Here is a 25,109-nt window from a genome sequence, read left to right as displayed (position 1 = left end):
TATTTCAGCGACAGCATTTGTTATTCTGACAACTTATCTTCTTAGACTACGCGGGTCGAGTGCATCTCGCAAGCCATCACCAAGTAAGTTGAATGCTAGGACTGTCAAGATAATCAAGACAGCCGGCGGCCAAATTAACCAAGGTTGCAAAACCATAATTGAAGCATTACTAGCCAGAGAAAGCATATTTCCCCAAGAGGGGTCTGGTTGTTGAATACCCAAACCAATCAGACTCAATATCGCTTCTGCACCAATAAAGCTGGGAACTGCCAGAGTAGCAGAGATAATTACATAGGTAGCCGTTTGCGGCAAAATATGGCGGACAATAATATAAAGTCGGTTACCGCCCATTGCCCGTGCGGCTTGGACAAATTCTCGCTCTTTTATTGATAGTACCTGTCCGCGAATTACCCGTGCTAAGCCAGCCCAGTCAATAACCGAAGTAATCAACACAATCAACAAAAACCGCTGGGTACTGCTTAAACCAGGTGGCAAAACTGCCCCCAAGGTGACTAAAAGATAAATACTAGGGAAAGTCATTAGCACTTCTGCCAAGCGCATGATAATGCTATCTGTCCAACCTCCGAAGTAGCCGGAAATTCCACCTATCAGCAAACCGAGAGGAAAGGAAATAGCAACACCAAAAATCCCGATAAACATACTGATGCGGCCGCCATACAACAAGCGACTGAGTTGGTCGCGGCCTTGGTCATCAGTACCCAAAAGGTTAAATTTTGCCCCAGTTGTTGTGCCAAATAAATGCCAATTCAAGGGGATACCGGGAATAATTGTAACTTCATCCCATTTGGGGGGTAGTGGCAAACTTAGCTCGAACAATCGGTATTCTGCACCAGAAACAAATAAACGCAAGGGTGAAGGTTTTTTAAAGTCTACAATCAGTTCGCGATCGCCTGTTTCTAAATTCGTTTCTCCCTGAGTCGTCGGATAAACATGAGGCCCAATAAACTGCCCCGATTGAGAAAGCCAATACACCTTAGTTGGTGGCAGCAATGAACCATTAGGCTGTGAGGCATAGGGGTCATAAGGCGCAACGAAATCGGCTGCAATTACTGCTATGTAGAAAATTAACAGCAAAATTGCCCCAAATCGTGCCAAGGGATTTTTCTTCAGTCGTCGCCACCAATCCATAGTAGTTAGGAGTTATAAGTTATGAGTTAGGAGTTTTGAGTTCTGATTTATCAAACTTTCATGTTTATCATAAGTCATGCTTAATAATTCTTAACTCTTGTACAGAGGCGATTAATCGCGTCTCTCCTAACTCTTAACTCTTAACTCCTCTAAATACCGCTGCTGTTCTTCTTGTTGCCTTTCGTGTTCGACAACAAATACATTTGAGTAGAGATTAGCCAAAATTTGTTTTCCCTGTTGTGTCAGTGACAGATAATGCAGTCCTTCTTGGATATAAGGATATACCCCATTCCAGTAAAACTTTGCGTAGTTCTTCCGTAAATCAGCAGGAGTTTTATAAGCCAGGACTTTATTCATGCCTGTTTCTTCAAACTCGTAGAATAAAGAATTAATTTTCTTTAAGTAACGMGGGTCGCTTAATTGCCCAATCAAATCAGCAGCACGTACTAACCCGGCAAAGCACTTTGTGTCTTGGTGATCCTCTGCCGCAGGTACCGGAAATCGAGTCAATTCAATATTGCTTTTAATTGCCTCCGCATCTATTAACTTGTGACCGCCAAAACGCTCATCAATAAATAGCTTTGCTCTATCAACATGATACGGTGTCAGACTGGCATCAGAAGCCCCAGGAGCCAAAGAAATCATTTTGCCGTTCTTACCTGTGGCATATAAGCCTGCTGTTTCTCGGTCTTGTCGGCAAACTCCTTTAACGTAGCCAATATCATGGCTGACTAAGGAGATGATGAAATGCAGCCAATCTTCACTGGAAACACCACCTTCTCTAATATGTTTGCCACGCAAAATTTCCTGTCCTACCAGGGTAACTAAGACGGTGTGTTCAACATTATGATAAAGGGCGTCGCTATTAGCAATGTTTTCCAAAGCCATGTTACCAGCCCAAGCAATGATGTCCTGATAATCATTTTTGAAGCAGCCATAGGTGCGACGGTAACCTTCTCGAATTTGATTTACAAAGGCATCAATTAAAATTTCAGTGGCATTAAACATATCTATTTATTTTGGGATCTACCAATTAGTTACTGATTGATAAAAGGGGTTAGGAACTAGAAGTAAAGCAGATGAGGGGGATAAGGGAGTTAGGGAGAAGAATTAATAACCAATGAATGCTCCATGCCCAATGCCCTTGGTCAAATTTTAGACAGTGCAGTTTGCTCTTTTGTAACTCAGGTGTGGGTGTAGATGCTACCTTGACATATCCTATATTGCAGGATATAGTACTGCTTTTTGCCAAGATAAAGGTTTCAGAAAGAATAAAGATTGCGTGGTAAAATAACTAGCTAGTATAGCAAACTACATTAATCTTTTTAATTTTAATTAGATAAATCTAAATTAGCTTTATCTATCAATTTTTCATTTTTAAGTGCCGATCGCAGTGATCTAAATACATCTAGTGTGTGACCTAATAACTCTACCAAGCAAAAATGGGTCGATTAGGACTGATACAAAAATATCCAAAAACGGGGACGCACAGAATTTTCAGTTTTGCAAACTTGCCTTAGTAGACTTCGAGAGTAAAGAGACAATATCAGAATAAATGTATTAAATTTTACATTTAGGATTTAAATTATTGATAATAATTGCTATTAATTTAATTAATTATTTTGTCATATTATATACTAGTGCTTGCAAAAGATATTGATTGAAAAATGGGTCATTTTAAGATGAAGGAAAGAAATTTCAAGTTTTCTTAAGAAATTACTAATAGTGTAAGCATACTTAGAAAGCGGAGGTAGCAGTGTGAGCGATGAAAGTGTTTCAAAACTTGAGGTGGAAGAACCTGTAACCTCTGAAGATGGTAGCTTTGCTAACAAATTAGCTCAAAAACAAACTAGAGCATGGTTGAAGCCATTATTCTTGGGTACTGGTTTAGGGATAGCGATCGCTTTTGGTAGTATGGCTGTATTCACTCGTCTGCCAGCTCGTCAGCAAAGCGCAGTCGGGGTGAAAAAAGTAAACCCAGCAATGACAGTTACCATCGCCACAGTAGAAAAGGCGCGTGTCATTCGTACCTTAAAAACGACTGGTACCGTAGCAGCTCATGATTTAATTCCCGTGCTACCTCAGACAAACGGTCTACAAGTCAAAAGCATCCCTGAAGATGTCAAAGAAGGAGCTTTTGTCAAAAAAGGTCAAGTGCTAGCGATATTAGATGATTCTGTACTCCAAAACCAAATTAGCCAAGCAAAAGCAGATGTGGAATCAAAACAAGCAGATGTTAAATCGCGACAAGCAGATTTGATATCCAGACAAGCAGATGTGGCATCAAGTCAAGCAATAGTCAAGCAAAAACAAGCAGATTTAGCTCAAGCCAAGGCGAGATTAGAGGAAGCAGCCAAGAATTATCAACGCTATCAAAAACTTGCCGACTCTGGAACGATTAGCAAGCAAGAACTTGATACTCGTTCTTACGCCGTAAAAACTGCTATAGAAGTTGTAAATCTTGGGCAAGAAAATGTGCGTAGTGCCCAAGCCAGTACTAAAAGCGCCCAATCGAACATTGCTAACGCTCAAGCTACGATCAACAAAGCCAAAGCAGATGTCAAAAGTAGTGCTGCTAGAGTGCAACAACTACAAACTCAGTTAGAACAAACTGTAGTGCGGGCGCCGGTTTCTGGAGTCATCGCCGAGAAACTTGCTAGAGTTGGCGATGTCACTGGAGTACCGCCACAAACCCAAGTTGGCACTGTGATTGGTGGTACACAAAAGCTATTTTCGATTATCCGGGATGAAAAACTAGAACTTCAGGCGAAAGTGCCGGAAACTCAACTAATACAGGTAAAAGTTGGTACGTCTGTGCAAATTACTTCTGATGCCGATCCACGCGTGCGATCGCAAGGACGAGTCAGGGAAATACAACCACTAGTAAACGATCAAAGACGTGAAGCTATAGTCAAAATTGACTTGCCACCAACAACTTCACTTAAACCAGGGATGTTTGCTCAAGCGGCAATCACCACCAACTCAGCCATGAGCATGATAGTACCGCAAAAAGCAGTGCAGTCCCAAACAGACTCCAGTGTAATTGTATTCACCTTATCGGGTGAGGATACAGTCCGTGCCCAGAAAGTAGAGTTAGGAAATCCTGCTAATGGTGACAAAGTGGAAATCAACAGTGGGTTGCAGTTAGGCGAACGTGTGATAGTTGACGGTGCAGCGTATCTCAAAGATGGCGACAAAGTGTGGGTTGCAAAGTAAAAGGACTGTTGGCTGTTGACTGTTAACAAATGACTAATGACTAATCTAAAAATTTCCTAATGTCTTTTAATATCTCTGCTTGGTCGATTAAAAAACCTGTTCCGACGATAGTTTTATTTTTGATTTTGACGATATTAGGTTGGTTTTCCTTCATGTCTTTGGGAATTGATACCAACCCAAATATTGATGTGCCAGCAGTTTCAGTAAAAGTCACCCAACCAGGTGCAGGCCCGACGGAACTCGAATCCCAAGTGACAAAAAAAATTGAAGATGCCGTCGCTGGGTTGGGCAATATTGATTATATGGTTTCCACTGTGACCGATGGAAATTCCAGTACGACAATCAATTTTATTTTGGGTACAAATAGCGATCGCGCCACTAATGATGTCCGCAATGCGATCGCTCAAATTCGCCAAAACTTACCCCAAGACATCAACGACCCAATTGTGAAACGCTTGGAATTTTCTGGCGGCCCGATCATTACCTATGCCGTTAGATCAGACCACCGTTCCGTAGAAGAATTAAGCAACCTCGTAGACCAAACCATTAGCCGCGCCTTATTAGGAGTTCCTGGTGTAGCACAAATTCACCGTATCGGTGGAGTTGACCGCGAAATTCGCGTTAACCTCAATCCAGACCGCTTACAATCTCTAGGTATCACCGCCACCCAGGTAAACGACCAAATCCGCGCTTTAAATATTAATTTACCTGGCGGACGTGCCGAGGTCGGTGGTAGCGAACAAAGTATTCGCACCCTTGGAAGTGCCGCCAATGTCGATATTTTGAAAACCTACGAAATCTTCTTACCAGCAGGTGGTTCTGTACCTTTATCCAGCTTGGGAACCGTAGAAGATAAATTTGGCGACGTGCGTCAAGCTGCCCATTTAAACAATCAACCTGTAGTAGCTTTTCAGGTATTACGTAGTACTGGCAGCGTTTTAGTGACTGTGGAACAAGGAGTAAAAGTAGCGGTCAAACAACTGGAAAAAACACTCCCCCCAGATGTGAAGCTGGACTTAATTTTTACCAGAGCCGATGTTGTCCGTCAATCTTACCAAAGCACTATTGATGAATTGATTCAAGCTTCGGTGCTGGCTGTAATCGTTATTTTAGTGTTTTTGCGTAATTGGAAAGCAACATTAATTACTGCTGTAGCTTTGCCCTTATCAATGATTCCCACCTTTGCAGTGCAGCAGGCTCTTGGTTACACCCTCAATAACATGACTTTGTTGGCATTAGCGCTGGCGGTGGGCAATTTGGTAGATGATGCCGTGGTGGAAATTGAAAACATGGAACGGCACATGGCTATGGGCAAGTCAGCTTGGGAGGCTGCGTTTGACTCTTCTGACGAAGTGGGATTGGCGGTAGTTGCAAGTTCAGCGACGATTGTTGCCGTATTTCTACCCGTTGCTTTTATGGGTGGGATTCCGGGGCAATTTTTCCAACCATTTGGTGTTACCGTTGCCGTTTCTACAATTTTTTCAACTCTTGTAGCGCGGATGATTACGCCGATGATGGGGGCGTATCTTTTAGAGGAGAAACAAGGGCAGAGGGGCAGAGGGGCAGAGGGGCAGAGGGGCAGGGGAGCAATAAAATTCTTTAATTTCAAATTTACACTTCCAGGTAGCACAAAACTCACAACAGAAAAACATCGGGGCTTTCAACCTTATAAATCGCTACTCCAGTGGGCGTTACGGCATAGATTGACAACAATGGCGATCGCCTTAGCTTTTTTCCTTGCCAGTGTGATGCTGGTTCCTTTGATTCCCAAGGGTTTCGTTGATGATGGTGACTTCGGAATTTCTAATGTAACTATAGAACTAGCTCCGGGTTCTACTTTGGCAGATGTTAACAAAGTAGTAACACAAGCTACTGACCTGATCCGTCAAAATCCAGTAGTTGAAGGCGTACTAGCAACCGAAGAAATAAATTCTGCAACTCTGACCATTAATCTCAAACCCAGAGAAGAAAGGAGTATTTCCCAAAAACAGTTTGAGGAACAAGTACGCCCTAAATTTTCGCAAATACCAGGAGCGAGAATTAGTTTTCAAAGTCAGTCACCAGGTGACAGTCGCAAAGCTTTATCAATTGTCCTCAGAAGTGAAAATCCGCAAGCATTAAATCAAGCTGCTGATGCCCTAGAAAAGCAGATGCGAAGCATACCAGGATTAGTAGAAGTTTCCTCAACCGTGAGTTTGGTGAAACCAGAGATTTTAGTCATTCCTAACCCACAACGGGCAGCAGATTTGGGGGTGACAGTGCAAGCAATTGCCCGGACTGCTTCCCTTGGTACTATCGGCGACAATGATGCAAATTTAGCAAAATTTAATTTGAGCGATCGGCAAATCCCGATTCGCGTGCAAATCGATCCTAAAGCACGGGTTGACATCAACACAATCACAAATCTCCAAGTCCCCAGCCAAAATGGTAAATTAGTTCCCCTGGTAGCAGTGGCAGATATTCGCTTTGGTAGCGGCCCTGCTACTATCAACCGCTACGATCGCTCCCGTCAAGTTGCTATAGAAGCCAACTTACAAGGTATTTCTTTAGGAGAAGCAGTAGAAACAATCAACAAACTACCGGCAATGCAAAACTTACCGCCAGAAGTAGTACAGCAACCTTCAGGTAGCGCCAAAATTATGCAAGACATTTTTGGTCGCTTTGGCGGCGCATTGGGGCTAGCTGTTATGTGTATCTATGCAATTCTGGTGCTGCTATATAACAACTTCCTTCATCCGTTATCGATTATGGCAGCTTTGCCCTTTTGTTTAGGTGGCACATTGGTAGCGTTGATGCTTGCCCAAAAACCCCTGGGAATATATGCCTTAATTGGTGTTGTGTTGCTGTTAGGAATTGTCACCAAAAACTCGATTCTGTTAGTAGATTACACCATCATCAACATGCAAGAAGGCAAAAGCCAACGTCAAGCCTTAATAGAAGCTGGCGTGTCACGTCTGCGCCCGATTATCATGACTTCCCTAGCAACCATCGCCGGGACTCTACCCCTAGCATTGGGAATTGGCGTTGGTTCTGAAGTCCGTCAACCAATGGGAATTGCCATTATGGGCGGCTTCACAACTTCCACCCTGTTGACGTTGGTAGTAGTGCCAGTGATATTTAGCTACATTGACAACTTCCAAACTTGGATTATGCATACATTGCGCTACGGCTTTGGCAAAAAACCATCGCGCCAATAATTGTAGAGACGGCGATTTATCGCGTCTCCTTAACCCAACCATATTGCTTTTGCCCCCAGAACTATTGTGCGATCGCATTTACCAGTGGGAATCATAACAAACAGATTTACCACAATAAACATCCAATGGCTTACCAAAACATCACCGCCTCCCTTTCCCCAGCAGATATCCAAGAAATCAAAGCAGCCTTTGCGACTATCCAAGCAAAGATGCCTTTTCTCGTAACCCTGAGTGTAGAAGAACGACGCAAGTTATTTAAGATGGGCGATAAAAGCCTAGCCTTTGTCAACACTAGCCTGACTGCTGCCCAGTCAAACCGAGACATTTTACCAGCCAGCTTTGATGTCGATGAATTTATCCGGGATTATCAACTAGCCGCTAACCTTACCGAACTGTTGATTGGATTGCGACAACTGACAGAACAAGTAGATGATACCTTAATGGCAGTTGGCAGCGAAGCAATGGGCAGCAGTTTGACAGTTTATGATTACGTCAAGACTGCTGCTAAGAAAACTCCAGGGTTAAAAAGTCTTGCCGAACAGTTAGGCGATCGTTTTAAGGCTATTAAAAATAAACCTACTAAAACTAACTCTGGTTCATAGGTTGAAAATCTTGCCAAAGATACCGGAAGAGTCGAAGGGGAAAAGTTAAAGGGAGATTTAATTCCTTTTCTTGTCCCTTTTTTATTTTGTCAACTGGTGAATGAGTCTTTGATACTCGTGGACGAGTCTTTAATACTCGTGGGAGAGTCTTTGATACTCGTGGACGAGTCTTTGATACTCGCACGAGAGTCTTTTATACTCATGCGAGAGTCTTTTCTACTCATGCGAGAGTCTTTTCTACTCATGCGAGAGTCTTTTCTACTCATGTGAGAGTCTTTTCTACTCATGCGAGAGTCTTTTCTACTCATGCAAGAGTCTTTGATACTCATGCAAGAGTCTTTGATACTTGTGAATGCAGATCGCCTACTACTTGTTGATACCAAGTTGCCATGTCTTTGTCAGACGAGAAATACAAAATGGTAGTCAGCCGTCAGTGGCAAGATAAAAAAGGCGAAGCCCAGAAAGAATGGTACTTCCGCCACGATAAAATCATGGATTTCTTCTTAGTGCAAAACTTTCTCGGCGAAACTGATGCCGCCGAAGGACTATTAGTTGATAGAATGGGCGACCCCCGATTTCGTGGTGTTTATTTCTTGCTAGCAACCTTACTTGAGATAGATGCAGCCAAAAAACTGCGGGAAGAATTGATTCAATACGCCGCCGACACCAAAGACAACACGGTGAGTAATACTTTCGTGCAGTTGTTACGAACAAGATAATCCGTAATTCGTAATACCAATTGAAAAAAAGAATGCAACAAATAGACCATTTGTAGAGACGCGATTCATCGCGTCTTTACCTAAAGATGTGTTGCAATTATTAATTGAATTTTTTCGATTGAGCAGATTTTAGATGAGGATTTTTACAGGCTGTAGACCATTGCCCGTTCTCATATTGCTTTACTTTACATCTAGATGGATAGACAGCTTGACCGAAAAGTTCTACAATCTGAACTGATTGCGGTAATTTTACCTATTGCCCAATCCAGATAACCATAGTAAAGATTTTCTAGTGATTCCGTTTGATTGCGGAAGCACTAAATTAATATAGGAAAGTCTTTGAGTAAAGGGCAGCAAACAAATGGATGTAAAGCTGATTCTAGCTGGATTAACAGTTATATTTACCGTTTCGTGTCTATTTTTCGGTACGAAAAATGGATTCTATGATTCAGATAACTATCACGGTAATGGTTCCGCACATTGAGAGAAGTCTGCTGCTGTAGACGCCAAGGCAACTTTCCGTAAAGTAATTTGGCTAAAAGCGTTCATAACTTTCATACAGAAAACAAGCCAGAGGCAAAACTCTTTTAGCTCCTAGTTTGGTAGCTCTCTGGTTATCCAACTTTTCCAAACTAGTGCAGGTTTGGTGGAGGCGTCCTCCCTAATCAAAAATCCGTATTCTCAGGGTGTAGGGGCGCAAAATAAAACTTACCCCTAAGTCACAAAACCAAAATTTCTCTAATTTTTGGCTTTTGGGACATGTCCATGACGATGAGGTTTGAGGGGAGGAGGGCATGAGGGATAATCTGTCGGCATCGTCTGGCGTAGATGCTGGGGAAGTGGGTAGTGAATTAGTATGTTTGCCCTATAGTGTTCAGCATCACGATGAGGGTGTGTGTCTATTAGTGAAAATGGGGCCACATCGCATCCTGTTGGACTGTGGTTTGGAAAATATTTCATCACTAACCAAGGGGCTTAGCAAGTCGGTACGTGCAGCTAATCCGCCTCTACCAGCAGATTTAGTTTTAATTAGTCATGCCCACCCAGATCACTCTAGAGGCTTACTAGCACTACATGAAGCTTTTCCGAAGTTACCTATTTATGGTAGTGAAGTAACTAGCAAGTTACTACCACTGAATTGGCAAGACCAAAACCCTGAGAATATTTCGCAATTTTGTCATGCTTTGCCGTTGCGATCGCCTGTGGAATTTCAAGAAGGTCTGGTGGCAGAATTATTTCCGGCAGGGCATCTACCAGGGGCAGTGGCAATTCTCCTCACCTATACCACCCGACAGCGTACTTACAAGCTACTATATACAGGGGATTTTTTCTTATCTAACTCTCGGCTGGTAGAGGGTTTGCGTTTAGAAGAACTACGGGGTTTAGACTTGGATGTGTTGATAGTTGAGGGCACTTATGGCACATCTCGCCATCCCCACCGCCGTAACCAAGAAAATCAATTAGCAGAGCGAATTAATCGGGCAATTGCTGAGCGTTGTTCGGTAATTTTGCCCACTCCGGCTTTAGGGCTAGGTCAAGAACTGTTGATGCTCTTGCGTTCTCATCACCACTTCACTGGACGAGATTTAGATATTTGGGTAGATGGTACCGTCGCCACTGGCTGCGACGCGTACCTAGAACTGCTACCCTACCTCCCCCCATCAGTACAAAACTTTGCCCGCCATCAACCTTTGTTTTGGGACGAACGGGTGCGTCCGCGGGTACGTCGTTTACAGCCAGAAGAACGTGCCACTGTTGGCAAATCACCGTGTATTGTCCTGACTGACTCTACAGCTGATTTGCGCGAACACTGTCAACCAGATACCGGCCCTTGGTTGATCCTGGTACCGGAAAAAATTGATATAAAACTTAACAAACAATATTTAGCACCTACCACTGTTGAAAGCTATCTCTTAGCTCAACATAGCGATGGTCCTGGTACTACGCAGCTAATTCATAATTTGCGACCTCAGCATGTAATTTTTGTCCACGGTTCTCCTGCCTACTTAGCCGACCTCACAAGCTTAGAGGAGTTACAAAACCGCTATCATATACATTCTCCGGCGGCTGAGACTTTGGTGGAATTGCCAATTGGCGATACATTTTTGCAGCCCGCAGCCCCAGAGACAAATTATGAAGGTGAACTAACGGAATTAGGAACAGTAATTACAATCACCCTACCCGATGCAATCACTGCCGATCCTCGTTGGCAGCAGTTTGCCGATACTGGTTTAGTAGAGGCTCGTTGGCAAGGGGAAGAACTAGTATTACGGGGATTGTCTCAAAGAGAACTGCTTAATCAAAATAGCGATCGCTATACATGGATAGATGTAGACTGTTGCGGTAATTGCCGACATCAAAGGGGGCAGCGGTGTTGGAATCCTGCTTCCCCATTGTATAACTTTAAGGTAACTTTAGAAGGTTACTGTCCTGCTTTTGAGCGGTTAAGTGATAGTCAATAGTCAATGGTCATTTATCCGCTGTCATTTGTGCTTTATTGTTTGCAAATGACTAATGACTAATGACCAATGAGCAATGACCCTTTATTCAGGATTTGAATCAGTGTAATGATTGCGGATGCGTTCAGCTTCCGGACAATCCTCTGTCAGAAGAGGTTCCACATTCCCGCGTGGCACTGAAGCCAATTTTTGGGTTACAGCACCAATGCTCTCGAGGCGAACCATTTCTTCCCAAGAACAAATTTCATCCTCTTCTTCTGTTTCATAGCGTAGGGTTACTAAATCTCCCTCTATGTCTATGATGCGGGCCCGTTCAATCCAGCGTTGCTGGTCCCGCAAGAAAACACATACCTCCCGCCCGTCGCAACACAGTTGATAAATCTTGCGGTGTAGCATGTACTGCTTCTGCCTTTTTAAACAACGTAGTTAAACCTGTCAAAATCTGGGTTTGACCCCATTAGATTACACCTTTAAGAGGTTAATTTCACGGTTAAGAACAAGTACGTCTGATGAACCAATATCAAGATTTGCTTGTAGTTGTCAGAATCTAGGAGATTTTGGTTTGTCAGCCAATGGTTGCTCTACCAATGTCAATCTCTCTCGGGCTGATTTTAGGGAATGCCTGCTTCATAGAAGTCAAACAAATCAGGATTTTTTCTCACAAAGTTAATATTTGCTGGTGAGTGGTTTCTACCATTATGTAATAAATAATACTGAAAAACAAGCGGTGATTGCGGTTGTTTAATTTGCCTACTTGTAGTCATTGGCATTATTAAGAAGTCCGGGGATTTGGCTTTACTTTTACCCCTGTGTATTTGATCTTAACTCATTCTCAAGCTGACCTTGATGATTTTCAATAACAACACCCAAATAGTTTTGAGTTTTCAGGTCTTTGCTTGAGCAAGGTAGAGGAAAATGAGCCAGACATGGATATGGGCAAGGAAGAGGCAGTTCTTGGCACAGAAGAAAGATTTAGTGATACTTCCCCTTTTGCTGCTTCATCCTCCGGTTGGTGAGCGTATCCCTGCTCTTAAAGCTACGCGTAGCATATCGTAGAGAAGTCGAACCACATCTGGCTCAGTGTTATTGTGTTATTCTTAACAAGATTTATGCGGTAGGGGTAATTCCATTAACATATTGGACGAGGATGCTTCTCGTTTTACTTGACCTGTGCGAACTGCGTCATATAAGGCTGCTAGGGCTGACAAATCCTCTGACTGATAGCATTTTTTAGCCAGCACTTGATGGAGTAAACCTTCAGATTCAACACTAAGATATCCAGTTTGGAAAGCAGATTCAACAATTGTGCGAATCATGTTGATTAAGCCAGAGTAAGCAATTTATTATGTCCAGTGTGCAACATTTCCCTGTGCGGCTAATTGATATGAAACCTTAACAGCATGTGATTATAGTTACACATACAGAGTGATTTAAATCACAAGAATGACTGAAAATATAAGTTTTTGGTGCATTTATCTTTTCAACTACGTATATAAATAATTACAAAAAATTGTTAGCACTTGGAGTGAGAAATTAGGTCATTCATCTAAGAATATTAAAATATAGTAAAATTTTTATATAAGCAGCCAAAATAATAGTCAAATCAATAAAATCAAGCAAAAAACTGGCGAAAATCCTCATCTTTTTGACTCAATTGCACCCAGTCTAAATTCAAGGATTGGAATTTTTGCACTAAGCGATCACAAGCAGGACGTTCGGTAGCATAGTGTCCTGCGTCGATTAAAATGAGATTGCGATCACGGCTTTCTTGAAATTGATGAAATTTGCAGTCAGAAGTCAGGTAAGCTTGGGCGCCTGTTTTGCTGACTTTTGAAATAAAACTGGCTCCCGAACCACCCAAAACGGCAACTTGTGAAATAGTTTGCTGTAAGTTAGCTGTTGGAGAAAAAATTAAATTCGGGGGAGCTAGTCGGGTTTGAATTACCGTCAGAAGTTCCTGTAGCGTCATCAATGGCTCTAGCATACCAACACGACCATATCCTAATCCTGGTTGGGTGGGTACTATGGGAGTAACTTGTTTAAGTTGTAAAATCTGAGCCAAGACATCAGCAGTACCATCCTCTACTTGGTCAAAATTGGTGTGGGCGGTGTAAACGCCAATATTATGAGTAAAAGCTAAGCGTATCATTTCTGCGATCGCCTCACCAGTGCGTAAGGACTTGGGAGGTGTAAAAATCAGAGGATGATGGGCAAAAATTAGATTAGCATTTAAGGCGATCGCTTCGTGCATTACTGCTAAAGTTGGTGTCAAACACACCAATACTCGTACTTTTTTCTCTAACACTCCTGGCTCAATCTGCCAGCCACAATTATCCCAGCTTTCACACCAAGCTGGATTTGCCCATGCTTCAAACCAAGTAATTAAATCAGCAATTTTCATAATTAATCTTTAAGTTGTAATTTTTAATTGCTGCTCAGTGTTTCTGTGGTTGAATGTCTAATTTTAATGCTACCTGCTGCCGCATTTCCTGGAAAGGTTTATTCCATACAGGGCTAGCATTCCAGTTCCACACTGCTACAGGAATTAGTTCTTCCTGGGCAAGATAAGTTAGCAGACGATATTCATCTTCTGGTTCACGAGAAAAGGAGAAAGGATTGCGGTAGCCTGTGTCACACAGTTTATAACAAGTAATTTGACCGTGACTAATACGTTGTATCAGTTCCTTACCTTTATTGAGTAAATAATCCAAAAAMACTAAGCTAAAAGGCTCTATAWTTACACGATTTTCTCGGTCTTTTTGTACCCATCTTGCCCACTCGAACCCATATATAAAATCATGAACATAACGGAAGCGAATTTCAGTATTAATTCCAAACATCTCTGTCAGAGAAACCATCTTTTTTCCAAAAGTTTTTAAAAAATCAACAGCACCTTCATCTGCTACTAAAGCCTGTCTCAGCATACTACTTACCATAAAATCAAAATCCCAGAAGATGTTTTCTGGAAAGTTTTGCAACTGAGTACAAACTATACATTCCAAGGTTTCATGAAGAGTTGTGATAATTTGAATGTCAATGTCTTGTTCAGTAATCAAATTTCCCAATTCTGCAAAACTGGTAATTATTTTTTTTTTCGGATTAAGTGATAAAAGTTTAATATGGTGCTGGGCAAGTATCTTATCAATAATTTGTAAAGTATGAGTTGATGTTAGTTCTTGCTTCATAGTAATTGAAATAGCCCAGCCAGCTGACACTAAATATTAGTTTATATTCAATTAATTGAATTTTTAAACTCTTATAAATAAACTTAATTTTTAATTTACAAACTGATACATACATATTTCACATATATATCTGGTCGCTGTTGATATTTTTCTCAAATAGGTATTAAAGCTAAATTTACAATAATATTGTAAATTTAGAGTATTTAAACTGTACAAAGTTAGACCTTCAAGAAATTCAATTTGAGAAATTGCTATCCAGAAATGTGGACAACTAATTCTCTTGAATGACTACGTTGGCGGTGTTCCCAAATATAAATTCCCTGCCAAGTTCCTAATACTAAATGACCACGATTAATGGGGATATGTTCAGAAGTGTGGGTGAGAGCTGTACGGATGTGAGCTGGCATGTCATCAGCGCCTTCAGCATCATGGATATATTTAGCTGATTCTGGCACGAGTTTTGCCATAAAATTAGCTAGATCTACAAGAACATCAGGATCGGCATTTTCTTGGATAACTAAACTTGCTGAAGTATGGCGTAAAAATAAAGTACAAAGACCAGTTTCAACACCCGACTCTGCAACGATCGCTTCAATCTTATTAGTAATATTGTAAAAAGATTTGCCAGCAGTAGTAATTCTTAATAATTTTTGGTAGTGATTCATTTTAAATAATATTGATGTCAATAAAAACTAATTAGCAGTTGATGCTACTTAATTTTGTTGTTGTTTTGTCCCCTGTTTCTCATTCGACTGAGTATTTTTTCTCAAGAACCTTAACAATGCATTTCATAGATTCTTTTATGACATCAGGAATAATACTTGCGTTAGGTAGATTGTGAGACAAAGCTGTAATATTACTTAAATTCAGTTCTGCTATTTTTAGACTCTTTTGAGAAGATGCAATATTGTCTTGCTTGCTATTCATAGTTTTTCAAGACCAGGAATGAAATAAWCTGTTACTTGATGTAACAAGACAATCAAGGCAATTATAGCAGTAATACCACTAACATATTTAAAAATTAGGAAAATATCATTTACTTGTTTCTAGTTCTTATTATAAATATTTCTTAAATCACTGACATCTGTAAATGGTATTCTTAAGGTGAATGCATCAAATAATCATCTATTAATTTTAGCTTTTCTTTTTTATTGGTCTTCTTGGTTTTTATATATTGGGGTTGAGCAAAAATTTGTGTGGCAATTAAGCCCAGATTAGTGGCAAAAAATTAACGATAAATAAAAGTACTTATAAAAAATTAAGATACTAAATCTTGTTACAAGTCTAAATATTGTTATTAAACTTAATAATGCTGTATTTGTGAGAAATAATATATTCATCTGAGTGATTAAAATTTGATGTTCTTGTTTTTGTATTTCAAGCACTAAATGCATATTTTGAGCAGTTAATTCCAACGTTTTGTCTGTTGTTGGATTTCGCATATTAATTTTAACTTGATTGTAAATAATTAATCACAGCCTGAGCGATCGCCTCATTACCATCCTTAGAAATTGGTTGGGATTGCTTTGGTGCTTGGGGTAATTCATCCAAAAAATCCCAAGTTCCTGCAAAAAACTCGGCAGGGGTGACAATTTGATGTTGGTTGTAATTAGTTACACCTTCTATTAAAAAACTTGCTTCAGCAAAGTCTTCACGGGGAAGAGTAATAATGGGTACTCCTAATTTTGTAGCTTCAGCAAAAGTACTGTAACCAGGTTTGGAAACCACTCGCCCACAAATGGGCATAAAATCTACAGGGCGGTATTTACAGTCATTAATTTTTATTAAATTTGGTAAATCAGGGGCAAATCGATCAAAAATAATGAATTGCCAATCTGAAAATTCCCGCAGACAATCGTAGGGAATTTGCTGTAAACCCAAGCCACCAAAAGTCAATAAAATTGTTTTTTCGACTGGTGTAGTTATTCCCCAAATAGAGCGTAAATCATCAAGAGAATAATGGGGAGAACCACCTGTTAAGCCAACATCCGTAATATTGTTAAAAGCCTTCATTGATTCGTGGAAAGGGAGACGAAACAGGCGATCGCACTTTGAATACCAATCACTAATCCAGTCTGCAACTGCGTTCCATTCACTTCCCCAATCTCGGTAGATAAAATCCCAGCCAAAATTACCCATCATCCAGCAGGGAATATTTGCAGCTTTGGCAAAGCCAGGAGCAAGAAAGGGAATATCTGCCAAGATGAGATTAACGCGATTTTGACGGATAAAATTGACTTCTGAGGCAATTAACGAATTTTGATGCTTTTTAATATCTAGCAACTTTTCTAAAGTCGCTGCTTTATCCATTGTCAAACTATCAGCTTGCACCACGCCTAAATCAAATGCACGGGGACGATAGATAAAATCGTTTTCTATATAGCACTCTAACAACCAACGTGGCGCAGTGGTCACTATAATTAGCAGAACTTCTGGACATAACTTTTGAATTGTTGCAGCCACAGAAGCCATACGAGTAGCATGACCAAAGCCGTGATTGGTTATGGCTAAATATAAAATTGGGCGTTCCATTTTTAAGTTTAAAGTTTTTCATTGGTCATTAGGAGTTAGAGTTATAATTCCAACTCCTAATTGTTAGTTATTAACTCTTAATTAGTTTGGCAAAAACTTTCAATTGCCTCAATTAATTGGTCGATTTCCGATTCTAAAGTAAAGTAATGGACAGTAGCACGGATACAGTTAGGGCTGGCAATTGTCCGAGTTAAAATTTTTTGGGACTCTAAAAATTGCACTAATTTGGCACTAGCTTGGGGCTGGTTATTTGTAAGTTGAAAAGAGACTATACCGCTTTCTGGTGGAGAAGTTCGTAGACATTTAACATCAGCTAATGCTGTTAACTGTCGCCAAAGGTACTCACTGTTGTGACAAATTTGCTCGTAACGTTCCTGTGAAGTACCCCATTGCTGATGAATAGCGATCGCTGACTCTAACCCGACATACAAAGAATAAGCTATGGTAGAAACTTCATATCTTCGCCCATCTGGAAGCCAATCCACAGGCTGAGCTTGACTATCGACAACAATGCCACTATAGCCAATAAATGTCGGTTTGAGACTTTCTCGCGCTTCTGGTCGTACATACAAACCACCTGCACCAGCAGGGCCGCATAACCATTTATGACCAGTAAAAGCATAAAAATCTACCCCCAATTCTGTCAAATTTAAAGGCAACAAACCAACAGATTGGGCAGCATCTATTAAGAGTGCAGAATGATTATTTCGGCATAATTCAGCAATTTTATCTAAAGGTAAAACTTGACCTGTATTCCATAAAACATGACTCAAGACTACTAGGCGGGTATTGGGGCGCAAGTGTTCGCTAATAACTTTTACAGGGTCGCCTTCATTTAAAGTCGCCTTCAAGGGACAAGTAGTAACTTCTGTAGCGAATCGCCTGCCAATTTCTTGGGCTGTGGCAATCACGCCTGGGTGTTCGCAGTCTGAGAGCAGTATGTGGTCGCCAGCACGCCACTCTATACCCCACATAGCGATATTACAGCCAACAGTGACATTCTCAGTCAGAGTTATTGTATCAGTTGGTACCTGTAACTCCGAAGCGATCGCAGCTCTTGCAGCTTCGACTTGTGGCTTGCTCCAGCGATACACCTCATAACCAAAAGGGCCTATACGCTGAATATGAGCTTCAGTTTGGCTGATAGCATCCATTGCTTTTTGGGGCATCGGCCCTTGCCCCCCATAATTGAAATAAGCCTTATTTGCTAAAGCGGGAAATTGCTCTCGATGGCGATGCAACCTGGTTAGTGCAACAGAACTAGTGATCATACCAATTTTGGATTTTAGATTTTGGATTAGTTATTAGTCATTGGTCATTATTTATTCTCTGCGTCAGAGCGTCCTCACCTGCCCCTCCACTATTAATTATCTGAGTTACTCCCAGAGAGTGCTAATTGTTGTTAACTTAAAGAAATGCTAATTAATGCTGAACTCCTACTGCAATACCAACGCTGTAAACGCCGACCTTTTTTAGATATTCACGGTGACAAAAGTCAGCGTGATGCTCCTAATGAACTGCTTTTTAAACTACAACAGGACAAAATCGCTCATCAACTGAGTAATTTAGCTCAGCTGACTTATCACCAGCCAGATTATCCATCTGGAAACTGGAAAGCGGCACAAAAGGCAACTTTAGAATTGATGCAACGAGGGGTTGAGTACATCTATAAAGGAGTGTTGTTAGCAACTTATTCTGAAGGATACACCTTACTGAGTCGTCCAAATTTACTCGTTAAACAGCCAGGACAATCTCTTTTTGGAGATTGGATGTATGTCCCGGCTAGTATTGAACTCGGTAAGCGTCCCAAACAAGAATATCAAGTTGTGGCTGCATTTCATGCCCAAGTGTTGGCAACAGTCCAAGGAGTTATACCGGAAACAGCTTTGCTGATTTTGCGAACTAAAAACACTAGTTATGCGGTGGATTTGTTTAAATGGACGCCGCAGATGCAGCAAATTCTGGAGGAATTTATTCAAGTTTTAAATTTACCAAATCCACCAGAGGTGTTTATTTCTCGGCAAAAGTGCAATCTTTGTCATTGGTATAGTCAATGTTATGCGATCGCTCAAACTCAGCAGCATCTCTCACTGTTACCAGGCGTAACACCCATTCGCTATGCTCAACTGCAAGCCTTAGACATAACTACACTCGAATCTCTCGCCAACACTAGTCCCACCATTCTGGAAAACCTGGTTGGTTTTGATAATGAAGTAGCGCCAAAGCTGATAGTGCAAGCTCAATCCGTACTCCAAAAACGACCTTTAATCTTACCGTACCCCCTACCAAAGGAAAATATTACATTCACAGCGCCGATAGAGCTTTACTTTGATATTGAGGCGCAACCAGACTTGGATTTAAATTATCTGTTGGGGGTTTTAGTGGTTGATAGACTTGCCAATACAGAAAAATTTTATTCTTTTTTAGCAGATAAACCAGAAGACGAAGAATTAGTTTGGCAGCAATTTTTAAATTTGGTTTGGCAATATCCCCAAGCGCCAATTTATCATTTTTGTGTCTATGAGTTTGATACAGTCAAACGGCTGGCAAAGCTTTATAATACTCCTTACTCCAGTGTGCGTCCTGTACTAAATAGATTTGTCGATATATACGAACAATTAACCCAAAGTGTCGCATTGCCTGTAGAAAGCTATGCCCTGAAAGCGATCGCTCGTTGGTTAGGATTTGAGTGGCGTGACAAAGAAGCTAATGGCGCTAAATGTATTTACTGGTATGAGCAATGGTTAAAAACAGGCGATCGCACTTTATTAGAAAGTATCCAAAGCTACAATGAAGATGACTGTCGTGCCACTAGGGTAGTCAAAGACTGGCTGGTTCAGTTTTTTGACGATGAATATGCTTGGCAACTTGCTTAGTTAATGATTCATAGTAGGGAGTGGGGAGATGGAGGGTGTAGAAGAAATAATCGATGAATAATGACTAATGAGCAATTCGTATCTCATTGAGATAATTTAGAAATTTCTACTCTCCATTCCCAATTTTACTAAAGTAAAAGGTACAAACTACTGAGTACTAGGAAATTGTGACAAAATTTGTCTGTGGGTAATACTCTCGGACATAATTTTGGATATGATTATCCAGTCCATTTTATAATTTAGCAATAGCTTTCTATGCGGTTAATTAAAAAAGTTTTTGTATTTCCACAAATTATTTACTTTTTCATCCCAATTCTAATTATTAGTCTCTTCTTCACAAACTTACCATCAAACGCCGTTGAAATCAGTAGTATAAAATTTATTGGAGAAGTTACTTTCCCAAAAAAATTAATTTTCAAAAAAACTGAAGTTGGAGGTTTATCTGGAATCACCTATGATGCCAAAAATAATCTTTATTATGCTATTTCTGATGACCGGGGACAAAAAGGTAATACCCGTTTCTATACTTTAAAAATTGACTTAAGTAAGGGTTATTTACAAAAAAATGGAATTACTATTGTTAATGTTACCACCTTATTAAATGAAAATGGTGAAAAATTTCTTCCTGGTCAAACTGATACAGAAGGCATAGCTTTAACTAATAAAGGTTCTGTATTTATTTCTTCTGAAGGCGATGTTAATAAATTAATTAATCCTTTTATAAAAGAATTCTCACTCTCTTCTGGTAGAGAAATTACAACACTTGCCATACCAAACAAGTTTTTGCCAGATAAAAATCGTCAACAAGGTATTCGTAACAATTTGGCTTTTGAAAGCCTCACCATCACACCCGATCAAAAGCATCTATTCACAGCTACAGAAAATGCTCTAATTCAAGATGGTTCAGCTGCTCAACCTAACATTGGTAGTCCTTGTCGAATTTTGCAATATAACTTATTCAGCAAGCAGCCAGAACAGGAATTTCTTTACCAAACTCAACCAGTAGCACCGTTTTTGAATCTGACGGGTAAGTTTGCTAGTGGATTACCTGATTTACTTGCTCTTGATAATCAAGGACACTTCTTAAGTTTAGAACGGTCTTTTACTGGTATAGGATTTGCTGTTTATCTGTTCCAATTTTCTTTAGATGGAGCTGATGATATTCACAAGATTGATAGCCTTTTAGCAGTTAACTCCAAAAATATTAAACCAGTTCATAAAAAACTCTTATTAGATTTGAGAACTCTAGATGTAGCTCTAGATAATATTGAAGGCTTAACTTTTGGACCTAAGTTAACTGATGGACAGCGCTCATTAATTCTTGTTAGTGACAACAATTTTAACTCCATCGAACGCACCGAATTCTTAGCTTTTAAAATCAAAATTGAAACACCACTAATTAGATTTTTACACCGTTTCCTGCCAAATCTCAATCCTTAACCATACAGAGTTTAAGTAATTACTTTTACTGCTATTTGCTTTTTCCTGGTTATTACTGTGTATTCACGGAATATACCGGGTAATTTTATCTAGCTTATTTATACTTTCAGTGTAATTTCTCAGCCGTGTTTCTTAAAAAATATGTTACATAATGTTTAAGAACTTTTGCAGATAAGCGCTCAATATTTAAGAAAAAGTTTTTAGAGGAGCTTCTAAAACTATTATGTTCTGAACTCGAATGATTCTCAATTTTTTATAATAAAAATTTCTAGTTAATTAAACCTACTTAAATACTTTGCCAATAATATTTTTAATAATTTATTTTTATGAAATCAAAAAAAATTGAGAATATGATAGAGCAAAAAGTAGAGTTAGACAATTACATTGGACAATTTTTAAATAATCGTTATTTAATCAGAGATTTGATTGGTAAAGGAGGAATGGGTAGAGTTTATCTAGCAGAAGATACTGCTAAAGGTGGGATGGCGATCGCAGTCAAAATTTTATCACTCAGTTTAGCTAACCAGCAAATGTCTCAACGCTTTGCCAGAGAGATTTTTATTGGCGCTCAATTAGGTCGTAAAAGTAAACATATTGTTCGCATTTTAAGTTACGGTGTGACTGAGGATAAAATTCCCTTTTATGTAATGGAATATCTTCAAGGCAAAAATCTCAAACAGATTTTAAAAGTCCAACCTTTAACAATATCCAAGTTTTTAGAGATTACTCATCAAATTTGTTTGGGTTTACAATGTGCCCACCAAGGTATTAGCCTTAAAGGAGAAATTTATCCGATTGTTCACAGGGATATCAAACCAGAAAATATATTTCTGAATCAAGATGGAAAAGGAGAAATTGTCAAAATCCTCGATTTTGGAATTGCCAAGTTTTTAACAGAGCGAAGTGGCATGACTCTAACAGATTCTTTTATCGGCAGTTTGCCTTATTGTTCTCCAGAACATATGGAAGGACGCAAACTGTTAGATATCCGCTCTGATATTTATAGTTTAGGAGTATTAATGTTTGAAATGCTAACAGGTAAACATCCATTTCAGACAAAAAGTAACTCATTTGGCAGTTGGTATCAAGCGCATCGTTTCCAAATGCCACCTCTAGTTGAAGAAGTAAATCCTCAAGTAAAAATACCCCAGCTACTACAAAAAGTTTTAATGAGTTGTTTAGCTAAGGAAGTAAGCGAGCGCCCTCAAGATATTAACCAAATATTAAACGAATTAGCAAAGGTAAATAGCCAGCTTATAGATACTAATATTAGTAGTAATGAAAGTATCGAAACATCATTACCTGTGCAATTAGTTCCGGCTACATTTTTATCAGAAAAAGAGTGTTTACAAAAAAAATGGCCGAAAAAAAAACCAGTTGCACCAATTGGATTTCCTCATTTATTACATACTCCTCAAAGAACTATACCAACTTTTTGGGCAATGCTACCTAAACAAGAAATTGTAAAATTTTTAGATAAAGTACATGGCACAGAATTTCTCACTAAAATAAACATATATCCAATGTTATTGTGGGTAACAGTGCTGTATGATGCTGAGCCTTCTCTAACAAAATGGTTACCTTATTTTTTGGATTTGAAAGATTATAAAGGGCAAAATATAGCACGTAGTTTAGCAGAAGTAGGTTATTATCATTTACTATTTTTCCCTTTAGAAGAACCCAACCGTTGTTCTCATGTCACAACTTTAAGTCTCACTGCAAACCAACGGCAGCAACTTATAGATTGGTTAAATGTCAGTCAACAATTAAATGAATCAATTTTACCTAATGAAGCCAAAAATCTTCTGAAGATAGAGTATGAAAAGCTAAAAGTAAATATTTTAAGAAAGTTAATTTCCAAGCAAACATCTGAAAAAGAAACTTTAAAGAAGAGAGTGACAAAATTTTGGGAAATGGTTTTTAAGTTTTTATCATTTCGTTAATATTTAATTTTTATTATTTAAAAACTATTGCCTAATTTCAATAATATTTTATTTTTGTATTATTAATTATAAATATACTAAGGAGCAGAGGTTATTAAAGTGAATCAAAGCCCATTTGCATCTCCAATTAGTACGGGCTTGCTTGCCAATCGTTATCAACTAAAGCAATTAATTGGCAGCGGTGGTATGGGGGAAGTTTTTTTAGCAAATGATATTTTGTTAGGCGGGACACCAGTTGCTGTCAAGTTTTTGACTCAAACTGTTATTGATAGCAAAATGCAACAAGATTTTACTCGTGAAGCTTTAATGAGTGCAGCTTTGAGTCAAAAAAGCGTACATATTGTGCGAGCGTATGATTATGGTGTCAGTGACAAAGGAAAACCATACTACGTTATGGAATATTTATCCGGGAAGAGTTTAAAGGATTTAATTCCGTTATCCTTGCCGATGTTTTTGACTATCTGCCGACAAATTTGTTTGGGTTTACAGTGTGCCCATCAAGGTATTAATATTGATGGGAAAATTTGTCCGTTAGTTCATAGAGATATTAAACCTGCAAATATATTAGTTATTCCCGATCCAATATTGGGTCATTTAGTTAAAATTTTAGATTTTGGTATTGCTAAATTTTTAGATTATACATCAACAGCTAGTACAAGTAGAGGGTTTAATGGAACTTTGCCTTATTGTTCTCCAGAACAATTAGATGGGGAAAAATTAGATAGTCGTTCTGATATTTATAGCTTGGGTGTGATAATGTTTGAAATGCTCACAGGCAAAAAACCTTGGCAACCGGAAACTGACTACTTTGGTGCTTGGTATAAAGCCCATCACTTTGAACCACCAAAGATGATCGCAGATGTAAAACCCACTCTGAGATTAACTCAAAAACTCAATAATTTAATCATGGCTTGTCTGGCTAAAAAAGCAAGCGATCGCCCACAAAATATTGCTCAAGTTTTACAAGTTATTAATAGTTTAGAACAATCTAATTGTCCGAGTTTACCTACAACTCTAGCTTCAAGATCTATCCTCAGCCGTCCCTTAGATTCTGGCTTAACAATCATATTGGAACAAACCACTCGGCAACTTTCCTGGCCTGAAAATAAACCAATTCAAGAAATTGTTTTTCCCCAGCTTGTAGACACCGGACAAAAATCTTTAGCAACACTGTGGTTGATGCTACCAAAATTAGAAATCAAAAACTATGCTCTTGCTAACCGTTACAATCAATTTATTTTTATGACATCTCCGCACCCAATGCTGTTGTGGGTGACTGTACTCTATCATCGGGAACTAGCCCCTAAGTGGCTACCCTGCTACTTAGATATGCAAAATCTTCAAAATCGTAAGTTGGTGAGTTTATTGGCTGAAAATGAACGTTACCCGTTGATTTTCTTTAGTCTAGAAGCACCACATTCCTGTGCTAATGTTCTCAGCAGTCGTATTGATCCAACTCAACGGCAAATGTTAAAAACTTGGGTCGAACAAAGTCAGAACCTACCACCCACTTCTCAACCCCACTTGAGTAAACAGCTATTAAAGCAGCAGTATACACAAATCCAATCCCGGATATTGCAACATCTAGAATCAAAGCCTCAAGTTGTATTATCCGGGTCTGTTTAAGAACTAACCCATTTACAGGTCAAACTAGGGACTGATAAGTAAAAAATATACCACTGTTTACTGTTAACAGTTATCAGTCAGCAACCCTTGAAAAGACCAACCAAAAATATTTCCTCATTGGCTCAAAAACACTTGACAATTACAAAAAAAATAGCGATAATAGCA

The 25,109-nt window shown here is 39.5% G+C and carries 19 protein-coding genes and 1 pseudogene; 9 read left to right on the top strand and 11 right to left on the bottom strand.

Going from position 1 to position 25,109, the window contains the following annotated elements:
- Nucleotides 1–33: 33 nt before the first annotated feature.
- Both FCR06_RS03555 and FCR06_RS03550 read right to left on the bottom strand, forming a co-directional pair.
- Entirely contained in the window at nt 34–1,149 is a 1,116-nt protein-coding gene (locus FCR06_RS03555) for an ABC transporter permease (protein ID WP_138497468.1), read from the bottom strand.
- A 126-nt stretch (nt 1,150–1,275) separates the two neighbouring features.
- Nucleotides 1,276–2,157 (bottom strand): Npun_R2479 family HD domain-containing metalloprotein, encoded by an 882-nt coding sequence (locus tag FCR06_RS03550; protein WP_138497467.1) that lies wholly within the window; start codon nt 2,155–2,157, stop codon nt 1,276–1,278.
- A gap of 750 nt (nt 2,158–2,907) precedes the next feature.
- Between FCR06_RS03550 and FCR06_RS03545 the strand changes: the two genes are divergently transcribed.
- The 5 genes and pseudogenes from FCR06_RS03545 to FCR06_RS03525 all read left to right on the top strand — a co-directional run bounded on the left by FCR06_RS03545 (nt 2,908) and on the right by FCR06_RS03525 (nt 11,345).
- Nucleotides 2,908–4,365, top strand: a complete 1,458-nt coding sequence (locus FCR06_RS03545) for an efflux RND transporter periplasmic adaptor subunit (RefSeq protein ID WP_138497466.1) — start codon at nt 2,908–2,910, stop codon at nt 4,363–4,365.
- A 59-nt stretch (nt 4,366–4,424) separates the two neighbouring features.
- Nucleotides 4,425–7,562 (top strand): efflux RND transporter permease subunit, encoded by a 3,138-nt coding sequence (locus tag FCR06_RS03540; protein WP_138497465.1) that lies wholly within the window; start codon nt 4,425–4,427, stop codon nt 7,560–7,562.
- Between the two features lie 125 nt (nt 7,563–7,687).
- Nucleotides 7,688–8,164, top strand: coding sequence for a hypothetical protein (locus FCR06_RS03535; RefSeq protein ID WP_138497538.1), 477 nt, complete (start codon nt 7,688–7,690; stop codon nt 8,162–8,164).
- 377 nt (nt 8,165–8,541) lie between these two features.
- Nucleotides 8,542–8,883, top strand: a pseudogene (locus FCR06_RS03530) (PBS lyase); the annotation flags it as partial.
- Between the two features lie 794 nt (nt 8,884–9,677).
- Nucleotides 9,678–11,345 carry an MBL fold metallo-hydrolase gene (locus FCR06_RS03525; RefSeq protein WP_138497464.1) on the top strand — a complete coding sequence of 556 codons (1,668 nt, stop codon included), beginning with the start codon at nt 9,678–9,680 and terminating at the stop codon, nt 11,343–11,345.
- Nucleotides 11,346–11,426: 81 nt separating this feature from the next.
- On the opposite strand, the gene FCR06_RS03520 is transcribed toward FCR06_RS03525, so the two are convergent.
- From FCR06_RS03520 to FCR06_RS03485, 9 genes are all read right to left on the bottom strand, one after another.
- Nucleotides 11,427–11,738 carry a DUF6679 family protein gene (locus FCR06_RS03520; RefSeq protein WP_138497463.1) on the bottom strand — a complete coding sequence of 104 codons (312 nt, stop codon included), beginning with the start codon at nt 11,736–11,738 and terminating at the stop codon, nt 11,427–11,429.
- 215 nt (nt 11,739–11,953) lie between these two features.
- Nucleotides 11,954–12,112: a hypothetical protein gene (locus tag FCR06_RS32385; protein ID WP_223280024.1), complete on the bottom strand. Its 159-nt coding sequence runs from the start codon at nt 12,110–12,112 to the stop codon at nt 11,954–11,956.
- 327 nt (nt 12,113–12,439) lie between these two features.
- Nucleotides 12,440–12,658: a hypothetical protein gene (locus tag FCR06_RS03515; protein WP_138497462.1), complete on the bottom strand. Its 219-nt coding sequence runs from the start codon at nt 12,656–12,658 to the stop codon at nt 12,440–12,442.
- Nucleotides 12,659–12,954: 296 nt separating this feature from the next.
- Nucleotides 12,955–13,743: a Nif3-like dinuclear metal center hexameric protein gene (locus FCR06_RS03510; protein ID WP_138497461.1), complete on the bottom strand. Its 789-nt coding sequence runs from the start codon at nt 13,741–13,743 to the stop codon at nt 12,955–12,957.
- Nucleotides 13,744–13,777: 34 nt separating this feature from the next.
- Entirely contained in the window at nt 13,778–14,527 is a 750-nt protein-coding gene (locus FCR06_RS03505; protein WP_138497460.1) for a hypothetical protein, read from the bottom strand.
- Between the two features lie 251 nt (nt 14,528–14,778).
- Nucleotides 14,779–15,192, bottom strand: a complete 414-nt coding sequence (locus FCR06_RS03500; protein WP_138497459.1) for a secondary thiamine-phosphate synthase enzyme YjbQ — start codon at nt 15,190–15,192, stop codon at nt 14,779–14,781.
- A gap of 79 nt (nt 15,193–15,271) precedes the next feature.
- Nucleotides 15,272–15,454, bottom strand: a complete 183-nt coding sequence (locus tag FCR06_RS03495; protein ID WP_138497458.1) for a hypothetical protein — start codon at nt 15,452–15,454, stop codon at nt 15,272–15,274.
- 522 nt (nt 15,455–15,976) lie between these two features.
- The gene (locus FCR06_RS03490; protein ID WP_138497457.1) at nt 15,977–17,059 is read right to left on the bottom strand and encodes a glycosyl transferase; all 1,083 of its coding nucleotides are present in this window, start codon (nt 17,057–17,059) and stop codon (nt 15,977–15,979) included.
- Nucleotides 17,060–17,136: 77 nt separating this feature from the next.
- A complete protein-coding gene (locus FCR06_RS03485; RefSeq protein ID WP_138497456.1) occupies nt 17,137–18,330 on the bottom strand; it encodes an aminotransferase class V-fold PLP-dependent enzyme in 1,194 nt (397 codons plus the stop codon).
- Nucleotides 18,331–18,474: 144 nt separating this feature from the next.
- On the opposite strand from FCR06_RS03485, the gene FCR06_RS03480 reads away from it, so the two are divergent.
- The 4 genes from FCR06_RS03480 (at nt 18,475) to FCR06_RS03465 (ending at nt 24,944) form a co-directional block, all read left to right on the top strand.
- Nucleotides 18,475–19,935 carry a TM0106 family RecB-like putative nuclease gene (locus tag FCR06_RS03480; protein ID WP_138497455.1) on the top strand — a complete coding sequence of 487 codons (1,461 nt, stop codon included), beginning with the start codon at nt 18,475–18,477 and terminating at the stop codon, nt 19,933–19,935.
- Between the two features lie 255 nt (nt 19,936–20,190).
- Nucleotides 20,191–21,375: an esterase-like activity of phytase family protein gene (locus tag FCR06_RS03475; protein ID WP_138497454.1), complete on the top strand. Its 1,185-nt coding sequence runs from the start codon at nt 20,191–20,193 to the stop codon at nt 21,373–21,375.
- A gap of 326 nt (nt 21,376–21,701) precedes the next feature.
- On the top strand, nt 21,702–23,318 hold the full coding sequence (locus tag FCR06_RS03470) for a serine/threonine protein kinase (RefSeq protein ID WP_223280023.1): 1,617 nt from the start codon (nt 21,702–21,704) through the stop codon (nt 23,316–23,318).
- A gap of 99 nt (nt 23,319–23,417) precedes the next feature.
- Nucleotides 23,418–24,944: a serine/threonine protein kinase gene (locus FCR06_RS03465; protein ID WP_138497453.1), complete on the top strand. Its 1,527-nt coding sequence runs from the start codon at nt 23,418–23,420 to the stop codon at nt 24,942–24,944.
- Nucleotides 24,945–25,109 lie beyond the last annotated feature (165 nt).

It is taken from the genome of Nostoc sp. PA-18-2419 (assembly GCF_005869855.1).
Lineage (GTDB): Bacteria > Cyanobacteriota > Cyanobacteriia > Cyanobacteriales > Nostocaceae > Nostoc.
This window is presented reverse-complemented; position numbering and strand designations above follow the sequence as displayed.

Coding starts and splice junctions, on each gene's coding strand:
- FCR06_RS03555 (WP_138497468.1), bottom strand. CDS start 1,149: ATGGATTGGTGGCGACGACTGAAGAAAAATCCCTTGGCACGATTTGGG.
- FCR06_RS03540 (WP_138497465.1), top strand. CDS start 4,425: ATGTCTTTTAATATCTCTGCTTGGTCGATTAAAAAACCTGTTCCGACG.
- FCR06_RS03535 (WP_138497538.1), top strand. CDS start 7,688: ATGGCTTACCAAAACATCACCGCCTCCCTTTCCCCAGCAGATATCCAA.
- FCR06_RS03525 (WP_138497464.1), top strand. CDS start 9,678: ATGAGGGATAATCTGTCGGCATCGTCTGGCGTAGATGCTGGGGAAGTG.
- FCR06_RS03520 (WP_138497463.1), bottom strand. CDS start 11,738: ATGCTACACCGCAAGATTTATCAACTGTGTTGCGACGGGCGGGAGGTA.
- FCR06_RS32385 (WP_223280024.1), bottom strand. CDS start 12,112: ATGCCAATGACTACAAGTAGGCAAATTAAACAACCGCAATCACCGCTT.
- FCR06_RS03515 (WP_138497462.1), bottom strand. CDS start 12,658: ATGATTCGCACAATTGTTGAATCTGCTTTCCAAACTGGATATCTTAGT.
- FCR06_RS03510 (WP_138497461.1), bottom strand. CDS start 13,743: ATGAAAATTGCTGATTTAATTACTTGGTTTGAAGCATGGGCAAATCCA.
- FCR06_RS03500 (WP_138497459.1), bottom strand. CDS start 15,192: ATGAATCACTACCAAAAATTATTAAGAATTACTACTGCTGGCAAATCT.
- FCR06_RS03495 (WP_138497458.1), bottom strand. CDS start 15,454: ATGAATAGCAAGCAAGACAATATTGCATCTTCTCAAAAGAGTCTAAAA.
- FCR06_RS03490 (WP_138497457.1), bottom strand. CDS start 17,059: ATGGAACGCCCAATTTTATATTTAGCCATAACCAATCACGGCTTTGGT.
- FCR06_RS03485 (WP_138497456.1), bottom strand. CDS start 18,330: ATGATCACTAGTTCTGTTGCACTAACCAGGTTGCATCGCCATCGAGAG.
- FCR06_RS03480 (WP_138497455.1), top strand. CDS start 18,475: ATGCTAATTAATGCTGAACTCCTACTGCAATACCAACGCTGTAAACGC.
- FCR06_RS03475 (WP_138497454.1), top strand. CDS start 20,191: ATGCGGTTAATTAAAAAAGTTTTTGTATTTCCACAAATTATTTACTTT.
- FCR06_RS03470 (WP_223280023.1), top strand. CDS start 21,702: ATGAAATCAAAAAAAATTGAGAATATGATAGAGCAAAAAGTAGAGTTA.